The organism is Saccharothrix sp. ST-888 (assembly GCF_000955975.1).
In the GTDB taxonomy this organism is placed as follows: Bacteria; Actinomycetota; Actinomycetes; order Streptomycetales; family Streptomycetaceae; genus Kitasatospora.
Genome location: NZ_JYJF01000058.1, coordinates 1 through 13,045, shown reverse-complemented (window position 1 = coordinate 13,045; position 13,045 = coordinate 1). Strand labels below are relative to the sequence as shown.

Sequence of the window (13,045 nt, the reverse complement as noted above, 5' to 3'; positions counted from 1 at the left end):
CCCGTTCAGCGGGCCGACGGGCGGACAGCATGACCGGATCGGGTGGCGGCCCGATCTGCCTGGACGCCCCGGACCGCCCGCAGCGCGGCCGCCACGCTCGCGGTGATGTCGGTGAGCGGGTAGAGCACCTCGCGGATCGTCCGGTCCCGGTCGACCACCAGGGTCAGCCGCTTCAGCCGGGTGGTCCCGGCGGCTCGCAGGGTGGGCAGCCGGAGCGCGCCGGTGAGGTCGAGCCCGAGGTCGGAGAGGAGCGGGAAGCCGAGGCGTTCGGCCTCGGCGAAGGCGCGCTGCTCGTCCGGCCGCTGGGTGGAGACGCCGTGCACGGCGGCACCGGCGGCGGTGAACTCGGCGAGCCGGTCACGGTAGCTCAGGGACTCCAGGGTGCAGCCGGGCGCGCCGGGCACCGCCGACCAGCCGGGCGGGTACCCCCGGGAAGCAGTACAGGACGGTGGCGCAGCCGGCCGCGACCGGGTCGCGCGGTTCGCCGTCGGCCCCCGGGAGCAGCAGTTCGGGGATCCGGGCCGGCGGCCCGGAAGCCGGCGGGCCACCGTCCGGGGCGGACTGTGGGCGGCCCTGCGGGCCAGGCCCGCGCTGCTGGTGCTGCTCCCCGCGATCGTCGTGGTCGACACCGTCTACCGGCAGCAGTACTCGACCCTGCCCGTGTTCCTGGCCGACCACGGGATCGGCACCGGCGTGTACGGCCTGGTGCTGGCGGTCAACGGCGGGGCGATCCTGCTGCTGGAGCTGCCGGCCAGCGTCGCGCTGCGCAACCGGGCGCCGCTGCGGATCATCGGGACCGGCCTGCTGCTGGTCGGCGCGGGCTTCGCCGCGCTCGCCGCAGGGGCCTCGGTGGGCACCGCGGTGGTGTTGATACTGCTGGTCACGGCGGGCGAGATCCTCTACAAGACCCCGGCGACCGCCTATGTCGCGGACAGCGCGCCGCAGGAGTTCCAGGGCCGCTTCCAGAGCCTCTACACGGGGGCCTCGACCAGCGGCACCGTGCTCGCGCCGCCGCTCGGCGGAGCGCTCTACCAGTCCGCGCCCGGCCTGCTCTGGCCACTGTGCGCCGGCTTCGCCGCCCCGACGGCCGCCGTACCCCCGGAGGCGAACTGCGGTCAGCGGCACCGGAACCGCGCGCAGCGGACGGCCGCTTCCGGTGCCCCCGACCGCAGTTCGCCCCGGAGATTGCGGTCTACTCCGTCGTCCAGCGCTGCTCGACCTTGGCGAAGCGCCAGTAGCCGATCGCCGCCACCCAGACCACGAAGAACAGGCCGACGATCACGAAACCGACGTTGTCCAGGCTCAGTCCGGCGATCCAGCCCGTCACCGGGTCGGTGAGGTCGAGCTTCTCGTGCAGCACGCCGACCAGTTCGATGGTGCCGATGATGAAGGCGACCGCGATCGACAGGCCGGTGATGGTCAGGTTGTAGTACACCTTGCGGACCGGGTTGGAGAACGCCCACTGGTACGCGAAGTTCATGAAGGTGCCGTCGAGGGTGTCGAACAGGCTCATCCCCGCCGCGAACAGCAGCGGCAGGCAGACGATGGCGTACCAGGGCAGACCGGCCGCCGCACCCGAACCCGCCATCACCATCAGGGTGACCTCGGTCGCGGTGTCGAAGCCGAGACCGAGCACCATGCCGACCGGGAACATCTGGCCGGGGCGGGTGATCGAACGGGTGGCACGGGAGAGGATGCGGTTCATCAGGCCCCGCGAGTTGAGGTGCGCCTCCAGCTCGCTCTCGTCGTACCGGCCCGCGCGCATCGCCCGGAACACCTTCGCTATGCCCACCAGCGCGGCCAGGTTGAGCGCCGCGATCAGGTAGAGGAAGACCCCGGAAGCGGTGGTGCCGACCATGCCGAGCACCTGGTGGGTGGTCGACTGATCGTCCATCAGCGTCCCGGCCAGCGCCGCGCCCCCGGCCACCAGCGCGGCCATCACCACCACCATCGAGGAGTGCCCGAGCGCGAACCAGAAGCCCACCGAGACCGGGCGCTTGCCGTCGGCCATCAGCTTGCGGGTGGTGTTGTCGATGACGGCGATGTGGTCGGCGTCGAAGGCGTGCCGCATACCGAGGGTGTAGGCGGTGATGCCGAGGCCGACCCCGTAGACCTGGGTGCCCACCTCGTACTTCTCCGGCACCACCAGGAAGATCAGGGTTCCGAAGGCCAGCACGTGCATGGCCAGGATCACGGCCATCAGGCCGGCGGTCCGCACCGTGTCCTCGCGCTTCCAGCGGAAGGCCGGCAGGGCGGGGGCCGCCGCGGGGGCGGCCTCGATTCCGGGCAGGGTCATCTGCGGGTCACGCTCCAGCACCTCGTGGATCACTTCGTGAGATGCCGTGGCCGGTCTCCTGGCTGACGGGTCGAACACACCGGCGCCCGGCCTTCCCGGACGCAGCTGCGTCCAGTGGCCGCCCGGCCCAGGCGGGGACGGGGATGGTGCCGGTACTTCCCGATCACAGTGGCGAGGGCCGCTCCGGTCTGAGACCCCTGAAGGTCTGTCACCGGTCTTCCCGAGCACCACGGCGGCACAACCGTAGGGGTCCGCGCGCTACTACTGCAAGCCTGCACAGCTGTGCAGGTGTCCGGTATCACAGGGTCTGCTGCGAGAATGCGAGCCATGCATCTCGTCCCCGCCGACCGCGCCGACCGTAGGACCATCGACGGGCACCGGGTCTGCGAGGCCATCGCCGCGATCGGCGACGCCGAGCACGTCCGGGCCTGGGCCGAGCGCTTCGCGCTGCTCGCCGACCCCGGACGGCTCTCGCTGCTGCTGGCCCTGTACGAGACGGGACCGCTCGCCGTCACCGACCTCGCCGTCGCCACCGGAATGCGCGACCCCGCCGTCTCCCAGGCGCTGCGGCTGCTGCGCGCCGGCGGGCTGGTCAGCGGCGAGCGCGACGGGCGGATCATCCGCTACCGGCTGGTCGACACCGCCGTCGCCGAAGTCCTGGCCCACGGGGTGCTGGGCCGCCAGGACTGACCCCGGCCGCGCAAGCCGTCCGAGGCATCTCGGTTCATGTCGCTTTATGCCTGATACATACCTTGTATCCTTTTGGTGTCACCCGACAACAGCCCGGGTGCGTCCCCGCAGGCAGGCGAGGGAGGCCGACATGGCAGCGGAGCCCGACCGGAGCACTCCGGAGAAGCGAGGGCGCCTGAGCCGGCCCCTGGTGCTCTCCGCAGCCGTCGCACTGGTCGACCGGGAGGGGCTGGCCGCGCTCACCATGCGCCGCCTGGCCGCCGAGCTGGGGGTGGAGTCGATGGCCATCTACCGCTACACCCCGGGCAAGGAAGCCCTGGTGGACGGCCTGGTCGAAGCCTTCTTCGCCGAGGTGAACGCCGTGCTGCGGACCTCGGCCGAGGCCACCGAACCGGCCGAGGGCGGCCAGGCCTGGCGCGCGGAGCTGCGCCGCATCGCCCGGACGTTCGCCGTGGTGGCGCACGCCCACCCCGAGATCCTGCCGCTGGTGGCCACCCGCCCGCTGAGCGTCCCGATCGCCCGCCGCCCCGCCCCGATGCTCCAGCTCACCGAGCACATCTTCGCCGTGCTCGGCCGCGCCGGGTTCGACCACGCCGCCTCGCTCATGGTCTACCGGATGTTCGTGGCCTGGAACCTCGGCTGCCTGCTGGTCGACAAGCGCCAGGTGATCGACAACCCCGACGAACCGGACCCGATGCTGCGGCTGGGCCTGCACCGGCTGGCCGCCGACCAGTACCCGAGGCTGCGGGCACTCGTCCCGCTGCTCGCCGACTACGACGACCAGCAGGAACTGCTGGACGGGCTCGACAGCCTGCTGAGCCGGGTGCCCGACGCCCCCCTTGACGCGTTCTACGACGGAAGAGCAGGCTGAGGATACGAGGTACATATAGGCCATATCCCTACATATCCCTACACAGGCCGCGCCGTCGTCGACTTCTGCGATGAGCGCTCCGACGGCGCCCGGAAGAGGTCGCCATGTCCACTCGCGACACGATTCTCCGGGTCCGCGTCACGGCCACGGACCCTGCCACACTGCACGCTCTCCTCCGCGAGAAGCGGCCGGACGTCGGCGGACGCCCCAGCCGCGGCGAGGGCGGGAGCATCAGTGTCGAGGCGTACGTCTCCCCGGACGAAGCCGAGGCGCTCCAGCGCGAGGGCGTGACGGTCCAGGTGATCGAGGACGCCTCCGCCACCGGACGCGCCCGCCAGGCGGAGGTCGGGCAGGGCAACCGGTACGCCGCCGGGGAACAGGTTCCGCGCGGCCTGGGCCTCAAGGTGCAGGACTGACCTCAGGAGGTCGAGATGTCGTACCTGAACACCGCCGAGGTCGCCTCCGCGGTGGCCAAGCTGTCGACCGCGTACCCGGCGCTCTGTGAACTCGTCACCCTGCCCGAGACCTCGATCGAGGGCACGACCTGCCATGCCCTGCGGATCGGCACCGCCCCGACCGGCACCCGGGACTGCGCCGTGCTGATCGGTGGCGTGCACGCCCGCGAATGGGGCAGCTGCGAGATCCTCGTCCACCTCGCCGCCGACCTGCTGGAGGCGTACCACGTCGGCACCGGCCTGCGCTACGGCGCCGCGAGCTTCAGCTCGGCGCAGGTGCGCGCCGTGGTGGAGGGCATGGACCTCGTGCTCTTCCCGCTGGTCAACCCGGACGGCCGCCACTACAGCCAGACCGTCGACCCGATGTGGCGCAAGAACCGCAACCCGGCGCACTCGGGCGGCCGCGCCGCCTGTGTCGGGGTGGACATCAACCGCAACTACGACTTCCTGTTCGACTTCGCCACCGCGTTCGCCCCGGCCTCCGGGGTCCAGGTCTCCGCCGACCCCTGCGACTACCAGGTGTTCCACGGACCCGGCGCGTTCTCCGAACCCGAGACGCGCAACGTCCGCGCGCTGCTGGACTCCTACCCCCGCACCCGGTGGTTCGTCGACGTGCACAGCTACTCCGAGGACATGCTCTACGTCTGGGGCGACGACGACGACCAGTCCACCGACGAGACCATGACCTTCCTGAACCCCGCCTTCGACGGGAGGCGCGGCATCGCCCACGACGCCTACGGCGAGTTCATCGCCAAGGACGACTTCGACACCTCGACCCTGCTCGCCCAGCAGTTCTGCCAGGGGCTGCAGAGCGTCCGTGGCACCGCCTACACGCCGAAGGCCGGCTACGACCTCTACCCGACCAGCGGAACCAGCGACGACTACGCCTTCTCCCGGCACCTCGCCGATCCGGCGAAGGGCAAGATCTTCGGCTACACCGTCGAGTGGGGCACCGAGTTCCAGCCGCCCTGGGCCGAGATGGCGAGGATCATCAAGGATGTCGACGCCGGGCTGGTGCAGTTCTGCCTGGCGGCGCTGAAGTAGCAGCCGGCGGCCCCGGACGGCCGCCAGGGGTCGTCCGGGGCCGCCGGATCACGCCGTCGGACGCCCCCTCAGCCGCCGTTCACCGGCCAGCCGTCGTGGGTGGTGACGGTGCGTGCGTACGGTCCGTCGGGGCCGGTGGCGCGGTAGCTCTCGGTGGAGTCGGCGGTGCGGACGGTGGTGGCTCCGCTCTGGCGGTGGGCGCTCGGACTCAGGGTGTGGTCGACGGTCGAGCGGGCGGTGATCCTGGCACCGGCGGCCGTGGTGTCGCTGCGGTGGTAGCCGAGCCGCATGGCGGTGCGCTGGTCGGAGTTCCCGGCGGAGTCCGAGGTGCTGCGGTAGGTCACGTCCAGCGGCTCGCCCTCGTGCACGGTGTGGACCCGGTGCGGACCCCCGCCCCAGCTGGAGGTGGTCCGGGTCAGGTCGGCGTCGTTGTGCAGCACCAGGTCGTTGCCCTTGTCCCGCAGCTGCTGCCCCGAGCGGAAGCTCAGCTCGCTGCGGACCTCGGTGGCGACCCGGCCGTGCGAGGTCTGCACCCAGCCCCGGGCGAGGTCGTGGCGGACCGCCGTGACCTGCCAGGCGCCGCTCCCGCCGCCCTGGTCGTCCAGCGTGGTGGAGACGGCGGCCTCGGGGGCGACCCGGTAGTCGGTCAGCGCACCGGTGGTCCTGGCGCTGCCGTGGTCCACCCCGGCGAACAGGTTGACCTGGCCGGTCCAGGCGTCGTTGCCCTGCTTCTCGGCCTGGTTGACCGTGATCGACACGGAGTGCGGACGGCCGTCGAGCAGCAGACCGACGTACGGGGTGAGGTCCACCTGGTAGGCGGGCAGGTCGAAGGCGAAGATGCCGGGGACCGGTCGCCACAGCAGCGGCTCCCAGCCGCCGGTGTAGATCACCGGGTACGGCCAGACCGTCCCGGCGACCCGGCCGTCCACGGCGAGCCGCAGCTCGCGGAACGGGCCCTTGCCGCAGTAGCCGAGCCCGGGGTTCCGGGAGACGAAGTCGTCCGGCGCGGAGGCGTAGGCGAACTCCTCACAGGCGCCGCCGCCCCTGGCGTACACCTCGGCGGTGAGGCGCTCCAGATTGGCCGGGAAGACCAGGTCCCTGGCGGCCGAGGGCGCGGCCTGGGTGAGGCTGAACGCGCCGGTGGTGAGCAGCCGGTCGGCCTGTTCGGGCGCGGGCCAGGCGGCGTCGGCGGTGTAGTAGGTGACGGTGGCCGAGACGGTGAAGACGCCGGTGTAGGTGGAGTCGGTGACGTTGGCCAGGTCGAACTCGAAGGGCTGAGGGGTGTTCAGCAGCGGCGCGTAGCGGGTGAGATCGTGCTCGACCCGCCACTCGATGCCGTCCTGGGAGGGCTCGGGGGTGGAGGACATCATCACCTCGACGCCGCCGACCCGGACGGTGAAGAGCCGGTCGAACTGACGCCCTGCCACCTGCCCGTGCAGGTCGAGCACCGCCTTCGACCACGGGCCCGCACAGGCGGTGGGCGGGGTGAGCTGTCCGACGTACGGGGTGTCCGGCGGGTTGCCGTACCCGTTCCGGAACTGCCGCTCGTGCATCACCTCGACCGCGCAGGACGCGGTGGTGGGCCGCTTCAGGGGCTGGGTGACGGTGAACGGGTCGTGGTAGTCGGTGCCGAAGTCGGCGTGCGCCGGGGCTCCGGCCGTCAGGGTGGCGACCAGGGCGAGCAGGGCGGCGAGCAGCAGCCGGACCGTCCGGCGGAGTGCGGGGTGCGCTGACAAAGCCCTCGACCTCGTTTCTCACCGCCGGGGCCGCCGACGGATGCTGACGGCCCGTCGTCGCGAGCGGGCCATCGGGCATCCTTCAGGCCGTGAGCTGGACCTGTCAAGGGTGCGGCGTGCGGCCGCCGCCGGGGTGGATGGTCGGCTTCAATCGGTCGACATCAGGCCGTCGGCTTCAGGCGGTCGGCTTCAGGGAGAGGTCGAGCAGCACCTTGCCGAGGTTGGCCCGCGCCGCCAGCACCTCCGCGGCCTCCGCCGCCCGCTCCAGCGGGAACCGCGCGGAGACCGGGCGCAGCGCCCCGTCCGCCAGCAGCGCCCAGAGCTCGGCGCGGTGGCTTTCGATCAGGCCGGGCCGCAGCCGGGAGAGCCGGGCCATCGACAGCCCGGTGACGGTGTGCATGCCGCGCAGCAGTACGCCCGCGTCCAGCGTTCCGCCCGCACCGCTGTTGACGACCAGTCGGCCGAACGGGACGAGAGCCTCGGCCGCCCGCTGGAGCACCGCTCCACCGACGCTGTCGACGACCAGGTCGACCGGCGCACCCCAGTCGGCGTCCTGGTAGCGGACCACCTCGTCCGCACCGAGCCCGCGGACGAACTCCGCCTTGGCCGCCGAGCCGACTGCCGCGACCACCCGGCTCGCACCGAGCGCGCGGGCCAGCTGGACGGCGAGGTGGCCGACCCCGCCCGCGGCGGCGGTGATCAGGACCGAGTCGCCCCGCTCCAGCCGTCCGGCGCGCAGCGCGGCGAGCGCGACCAGTCCGCTGCGGACGACCGCCAGGGCATCGGCCGCGGCGACCTCCTCGGGCACCGGCGTGACCAGCGCGGCCTGGACCGGGACCAGGTCGGCGTACAGGTCCTGGAAGACCACCCCGCCGACCCGGTCGCCGACCCGGCAGCCGTCCACCCCTTCGCCGACGGCCGCCACCCGGCCGACCAGGTCACCGCCCGGGGTGTGCGGCAGCGGGACCTCGCCGAAGCCGTTCAGCACCTTGAGAACCGGGAGGGTGAGACCGGCCGCCTCGACACGGATCAGCAGTTCGCCGGGGCCGGCCACCGGCGCGGGGACCTCGTCCAGGCGGAGCGCCGAGGGGCCGTCGTAGCCGTGCATCCTGACCTTGCGCATGGGGGCACCTTTCGTTGGAGTCACCAACGTTTCGTTGGCGATCCCAACGATAGGTGTAATTCCATGGGGATGTCCAACGTTTTGGCGATAGGATTCCGGTCATGACCGACCCCGCGCTCAGACGCCTCCAGACCCTGCCGAGCTGGCTGCTCGGCCGCGCCGCCGCCCTCGGCCACCGCCTGGTCGCGGATCACCTCGCCGAGGCCGAGCTGCGCCTGCCGCACCACGCCGTGCTGTGCGCGGTCGCCGAGTACCAGCCGGTGGCCCAGGCCGAGCTGGCCCGCACCGTGAAGATCGACCCCAAGGACATGGTCACGGTCCTCAACGACCTGCAGGCCCGCGACCTCGTCACCCGGACCCGCGACCCCAAGGACGCCCGGCGGAACCTGATCACCCTCTCCCCCGCCGGATGCGAACTGCTGCACCGCACGGAGGCCCTCGGCGAACAGGCCAACGCCGAACTCGTCGCCCCGCTCAGCCCCGCCGAACGCGAACAGCTCAACGAGCTGCTCAGGCGGGTCATCGTCGACCGCTAGGACGCCGGGCGGCCGCTGGGCGGCCTGTGGGCGCGGGAAGCCGGGGCGCTAGCGCTGCTGGCAGGTGGGGCACCAGAAGAGGTTGCGGGCTGCGTGCGTCTCGGTGCGGACCTCGGTGCCGCAGACCAGGCAGGACATCGCGGCCCGGCGGTAGACGTAGACCTCACCGCCGTGGCCGTCCACCCGGGGCGGGCGCCCCATCGCCTCGGGCGTGTGCTCCGGCCGTACGGTGTCGATCCGGCCCGCCCCGACGCCGTCCCGCATCAGTGCGACCAGGTCGGCCCAGACGGCGTCCCACTCCGCGCGGGAGAGCTCGCGGCCGGGCCGGTGCGGGGCGATACCGAGCCGGAACAGCACCTCGGCGCGGTAGACGTTGCCCACGCCCGCCAGCACCTTCTGGTCCATCAGCAGCGCGGCTATCGTCGTACCGCTGCGGGAGATCCGCCGCCAGGCGGCGTCCGGGTCGGCGTCCTGGCGCAGCGGATCGGGGCCGAGCCGCTGGTGCACGGCGGCCTTCTCGGCGGATGTGCGCAGCGCACAGGTGTTGGGGCCGCGCAGGTCCGCGTACGCGCCGTCGTTCTCCAGCCGCAGCCGGATCAGGCCGACCGGGTCGGGGGCCGGCCCCGTGCCGAAGGTGAAGCCGCCGTAGAGGCCCAGGTGGATGTGGAGCCAGGCCCCCTCCTCGAAACCGAGGAACAGGTGCTTGCCGTGTGCCTCCGCCTCCGCCAGGATCTGCCCGTCGATCAGCTTCGCACCGTCGGCGAAGCGGCCCTGCGGGCTGGAGACCCTGGCCGGGCGGAGACCGAAGGTCCTGGCGTTCTCGATGGCGAGGCGGTGGATGATGTGGCCTTCTGGCACGGGCGGCAGCTCCCCCGATCGATCCGTTGCAACCCGACAATCATCGCAGCCCGCACCGACAGCCCGGATCGGCGCGGCGGCCGTCGCGACCTGGCGGCGCCCGGCGGCAGCCGTTCGGTAGCGGGTCGGCGGAGCGCCCGGGAGGGGGCGCGGGGAGCATGCGCACGCAACCGTCCGGGAGCAGCGCGGCCCCTTCGCGCAGCCCCCCGGCGCTCCGGGCCGTGGGTGGCCGTTCGCGCGGTTCCCCGCGCCCCTGGAGGCCGTTGCCCGGGGCGGTGGTGCTCAGGCCGGGCGGCCGGAGAGCTGAGCGACGATCACCTGGTCCAGGGCGGCTGCCGTCGCGGTGACGTCGAGCTGCGAGTTGTCGATGATCGGCAGGCCGGAGTTGTACCAGCCGGCCATCCGTCCGTGGATCCGGGCCACCTCGTCGTCGCTCAGCCGCCGGTTGCCGCTGCGCCGGGCGTTGCGCCCGAGCACGGAGTCGAGGCCGGGCAGCAGGACGACCGGGATCATGCCGGGCCCGATGTGCCGCCGCCAGCCGCCCAGGCCGATGGCCGGCCGGTCCGGGAAGACGGCGTCGTCGATGATGCAGGAGATGCCGTTGGCCAGGTAGTTGCGGCAGGCGAAGCCGCAGGTGCGGCGGGCCAGCCGGTACTGGGCCTCGGAGGCGTTGTTCCAGCCGGACTGCGGGTTGGCGAAGCCGGACTGCACCCACTCACGGACGTCGTCCAGGCTGATGTGCGCGGTCGGTGTCGGACGGCGCTCCGCCCAGTGCCTGGCCACGGTGGTCTTGCCCGCCCCGGCCGGACCGATCAGCAGCACGGCGATCGGCCCGGTGGCGGCGTGCAGCGGCGGGGGTGGCGGCAGTTGCACGGGCGCGCCCAGCGGCAGCATGAAGTGGCCGGTCGCCCCACCCGGCGGCACGACGGCCAGCGGCACCGTCGCTTGCGAGGTGTACGGCTGGGGGTGGGACTGGGCATGGGGCTGCTGCTGGGAGTGCGCGGCAGGCTGGAGCGGGGCCCCTCGTCCGGAGGTCTGGGGAGGGTACGGCGGCTGCCCGCCCGCCGGCTGGTTCGGGTGGACGTTCGGCGGCGCCGGCGGCCGTGGCGGCACCTGTCCTCCCCCTGCGTACTGCGTCACTGACACCTCCCAAGCGGCGACACTACACGTCGGCCCGGCGGCGGGCACAGTCCGCCGCCGGGCCGGTGAGCTGCCGGTCAGCCGCAGGTCAGCTGCGGATCAGCAGTCCGCGAGCTGCCGTTGATCGGGCGTCAGCGGGTGGTGAGCTGCTCGGCGATGGCGCGCAGCGCCAGCTCGTACGAGCCGAGGCCGAAGCCCGCGATGGTGCCGGAGGCGACCGCGGCGATCACCGAGGTGTGCCGGAACTCCTCGCGCGCGTACGGGTTGGAGATGTGCACCTCGATCAGTGGTGCGGTCCGCTGGGCGGCGGCGTCGCGCATCGCGTACGAGTAGTGCGTGAACGCACCGGGGTTGATCACCACCGGCGTGCCCTCGTCCGCCGCCTGGTGCAGCCATTCGACCATCACCTGCTCGGAGTTGGTCTCGCGGACCTCGATCTCGAAGCCGAACTCCTTGCCGAGCGCCGTGCAGCGCTCGACCAGCCCGGAGTACGAGGTCGCGCCGTAGACGTCCGGTTCCCGGCTGCCCAGACGTCCCAGGTTGGGACCGTTGAGCACGATCACGCGGGTCATCCCGAGACCTCCGCATAGGCAGCGACCAGCAGGGACGGGTCCGGGCCCTCCAGCACGGAGGTCTTGCCGAGGCCGTCCAGGACGACGAAGCGCAGCAGGTCGCCGCGCGACTTCTTGTCGATCTTCATGGCGTCCAGCAGCTTCGGCCAGGCGTCCGCCCGGTAGGTCAGCGGCAGGCCGACCGAGGCCAGCACCGTACGGTGGCGGTCGGCCGTCTCGTCGTCCAACCGCCCGGCCAGGCGGCCGAGTTCGGCGGCGAAGACCATACCGATGGAGATCGCCGCGCCGTGCCGCCACTTGTAGCGCTCGTTGCGCTCGATGGCGTGGCCGAGGGTGTGGCCGTAGTTGAGGATCTCCCGGCGGCCGGCCTCCTTGAGGTCGCCGGAGACCACGTCCGCCTTGACCTGGATCGCCCGCCGGATCAGCTCCAGGGTGTGCGGGCCCGCGGGGCTGGTGGCGCCCTGCGGGTCGGACTCGATCAGGTCCAGGATCGCCGGGTCGGCGATGAACCCGGCCTTGATCACCTCGGCCAGGCCGCTGACGTAGTCGTGCTTCGGGACGGTCTCCAGGGTCGCCAGGTCCGCCAGCACGCCGACCGGCGGGTGGAAGGCGCCGACCATGTTCTTGCCCTCGGCGATGTTGATGCCGGTCTTGCCGCCGACCGCCGCGTCCACCATGCCGAGCAGCGTGGTGGGCATCGAGATCCAGCGCACCCCGCGCAGCCAGGTGGCCGCGACGAAGCCCGCCAGGTCGGTGGTGGCACCGCCGCCGAGGCCGACGACCACATCGCTGCGGGTGAACCCGGTCTGGCCGAGCACCGACCAGCAGTACGCGGCGACCTCGGCGCTCTTGGCGTCCTCGGCGTTGGGCACCTGGAGGGCGATCGCCTCGTAGCCCTCGCCGGCCAGGTCCTCACGGATCACGTCGGCGGTCGCGGCCAGCGCCTCCGGGTGGATGATCGCCACCCGCTTCGCCCGGTTGCCGATCAACTTGCCCAGCTCACCGAGGAGTTGGTGCCCGATCAGCACGTCATACGGGTCGTGGCCGGCGCTGCCACCGACGTGGATGGTGACGGTGTCCGTCATGGCTTCTTCAGCTCCAGTGCTTCGAGTACGGCGTCGGCGACCTGCTCCGGGGTGCGCCCCTCGGTGTCCACCACGGCGGTGGCCACCTCCAGGTACAGCGGGCGGCGGGCCTCCATCAGCTCGCGCCAGCGGGCGCGCGGGTTGACGGCGAGCAGCGGGCGCGGCGCATCCAGGCCGACCCGCTTGACGGCGTCGCCCAGGGCGACCTCCAGGAAGACCACCGGCAGCGGCGCCAGCAGCGTGCGGGTGGCCTGGGCCATCACCGCGCCGCCGCCGAGCGCCAGTACGCCGTCGTGGGTCTCGGCGGCCGCGCGGACGGCCCGCACCTCCAGCTCGCGGAAGTGCGGCTCGCCCTCGTCGACGAAGATCTCCGGGATCGGCTTGCCCGCCAGCTGCTCGATGTCGGTGTCGGTGTCGCGGAAGGCGACCCCGAGCCGCTCGGCGAGCAGGCGGCCGACCGTGCTCTTGCCGGACCCGGGCGGGCCCACCAGCACGACCAGCGGCGCGGTCATCGGACGATCAGGTGGTCGAGGTAGTTCTGCACGTTGCGGCGGGTCTCGGAGACGTTGTCGCCGCCGAACTTCTCACTCACCGCGTCGGCCAGCACCAGCGCGACCATCGCCTCGGCGACGATCCCCG

General features: G+C 72.5%; 14 protein-coding genes, 2 pseudogenes and 1 riboswitch. Of the genes and pseudogenes, 6 read left to right on the top strand and 10 right to left on the bottom strand.

Features of this window, described 5'->3' with window-relative positions; genetic code table 11:
• Positions 1 to 5: 5 nt before the first annotated feature.
• Complete coding sequence (locus UK12_RS41435) at positions 6 to 404, bottom strand: peroxiredoxin (RefSeq protein ID WP_197084987.1); 399 nt, start codon at positions 402 to 404, stop codon at positions 6 to 8.
• On the opposite strand from UK12_RS41435, the pseudogene UK12_RS43395 reads away from it, so the two are divergent.
• A pseudogene (locus UK12_RS43395) lies at positions 382 to 1,080 on the top strand (MFS transporter); the annotation flags it as partial. The gene UK12_RS41435 and the pseudogene UK12_RS43395 sit on opposite strands and share 23 nt — an antisense overlap.
• A 112-nt stretch (positions 1,081 to 1,192) precedes the next feature.
• Here the strand turns inward: UK12_RS43395 and UK12_RS19080 are convergent.
• Entirely contained in the window at positions 1,193 to 2,200 is a 1,008-nt protein-coding gene (locus UK12_RS19080) for a HoxN/HupN/NixA family nickel/cobalt transporter (RefSeq protein WP_442973824.1), read from the bottom strand.
• Between the two features lie 127 nt (positions 2,201 to 2,327).
• A riboswitch (cobalamin riboswitch) is annotated at positions 2,328 to 2,543 on the bottom strand.
• Between the two features lie 80 nt (positions 2,544 to 2,623).
• On the opposite strand from UK12_RS19080, the gene UK12_RS19075 reads away from it, so the two are divergent.
• The 4 genes from UK12_RS19075 (at position 2,624) to UK12_RS19060 (ending at position 5,356) form a co-directional block, all read left to right on the top strand.
• Positions 2,624 to 2,986 (top strand): ArsR/SmtB family transcription factor, encoded by a 363-nt coding sequence (locus tag UK12_RS19075; RefSeq protein ID WP_045304244.1) that lies wholly within the window; start codon positions 2,624 to 2,626, stop codon positions 2,984 to 2,986.
• Between the two features lie 130 nt (positions 2,987 to 3,116).
• Complete coding sequence (locus tag UK12_RS19070; protein WP_045304243.1) at positions 3,117 to 3,857, top strand: TetR/AcrR family transcriptional regulator; 741 nt, start codon at positions 3,117 to 3,119, stop codon at positions 3,855 to 3,857.
• Between the two features lie 104 nt (positions 3,858 to 3,961).
• Entirely contained in the window at positions 3,962 to 4,273 is a 312-nt protein-coding gene (locus UK12_RS19065; RefSeq protein WP_052681996.1) for a hypothetical protein, read from the top strand.
• Between the two features lie 15 nt (positions 4,274 to 4,288).
• A complete protein-coding gene (locus UK12_RS19060; RefSeq protein WP_045304242.1) occupies positions 4,289 to 5,356 on the top strand; it encodes a M14 family metallopeptidase in 1,068 nt (355 codons plus the stop codon).
• 68 nt (positions 5,357 to 5,424) lie between these two features.
• Here the strand turns inward: UK12_RS19060 and UK12_RS19055 are convergent, their stop codons facing one another.
• Entirely contained in the window at positions 5,425 to 7,092 is a 1,668-nt protein-coding gene (locus tag UK12_RS19055) for a peptide-N4-asparagine amidase (protein WP_052681995.1), read from the bottom strand.
• A gap of 175 nt (positions 7,093 to 7,267) precedes the next feature.
• Entirely contained in the window at positions 7,268 to 8,215 is a 948-nt protein-coding gene (locus UK12_RS19050) for a quinone oxidoreductase family protein (RefSeq protein ID WP_045304241.1), read from the bottom strand.
• A gap of 101 nt (positions 8,216 to 8,316) precedes the next feature.
• Between UK12_RS19050 and UK12_RS19045 the strand changes: the two genes are divergently transcribed.
• Complete coding sequence (locus tag UK12_RS19045) at positions 8,317 to 8,751, top strand: MarR family winged helix-turn-helix transcriptional regulator (protein ID WP_045304240.1); 435 nt, start codon at positions 8,317 to 8,319, stop codon at positions 8,749 to 8,751.
• Positions 8,752 to 8,799: 48 nt separating this feature from the next.
• Here the strand turns inward: UK12_RS19045 and UK12_RS19040 are convergent, their stop codons facing one another.
• From UK12_RS19040 to UK12_RS39815, 6 genes and pseudogenes are all read right to left on the bottom strand, one after another.
• Complete coding sequence (locus UK12_RS19040; protein ID WP_045304239.1) at positions 8,800 to 9,609, bottom strand: Fpg/Nei family DNA glycosylase; 810 nt, start codon at positions 9,607 to 9,609, stop codon at positions 8,800 to 8,802.
• A 282-nt stretch (positions 9,610 to 9,891) separates the two neighbouring features.
• The gene (locus UK12_RS19035; protein WP_231591289.1) at positions 9,892 to 10,722 is read right to left on the bottom strand and encodes an AAA family ATPase; all 831 of its coding nucleotides are present in this window, start codon (positions 10,720 to 10,722) and stop codon (positions 9,892 to 9,894) included.
• 158 nt (positions 10,723 to 10,880) lie between these two features.
• Positions 10,881 to 11,321, bottom strand: a complete 441-nt coding sequence (gene aroQ / locus UK12_RS19030) for a type II 3-dehydroquinate dehydratase (RefSeq protein WP_045304238.1) — start codon at positions 11,319 to 11,321, stop codon at positions 10,881 to 10,883.
• On the bottom strand, positions 11,318 to 12,406 hold the full coding sequence (gene aroB, locus UK12_RS19025; RefSeq protein ID WP_045304237.1) for a 3-dehydroquinate synthase: 1,089 nt from the start codon (positions 12,404 to 12,406) through the stop codon (positions 11,318 to 11,320). The genes aroQ and aroB overlap by 4 nt, the downstream gene beginning before the upstream one ends.
• Positions 12,403 to 12,918, bottom strand: a complete 516-nt coding sequence (locus UK12_RS19020) for a shikimate kinase (protein WP_045304236.1) — start codon at positions 12,916 to 12,918, stop codon at positions 12,403 to 12,405. Before UK12_RS19020 ends, aroB begins: the two co-directional genes overlap by 4 nt.
• Positions 12,915 to 13,045 (bottom strand): annotated as a pseudogene (locus UK12_RS39815) (chorismate synthase); the annotation flags it as partial. The pseudogene UK12_RS39815 and the gene UK12_RS19020, both read right to left, overlap by 4 nt.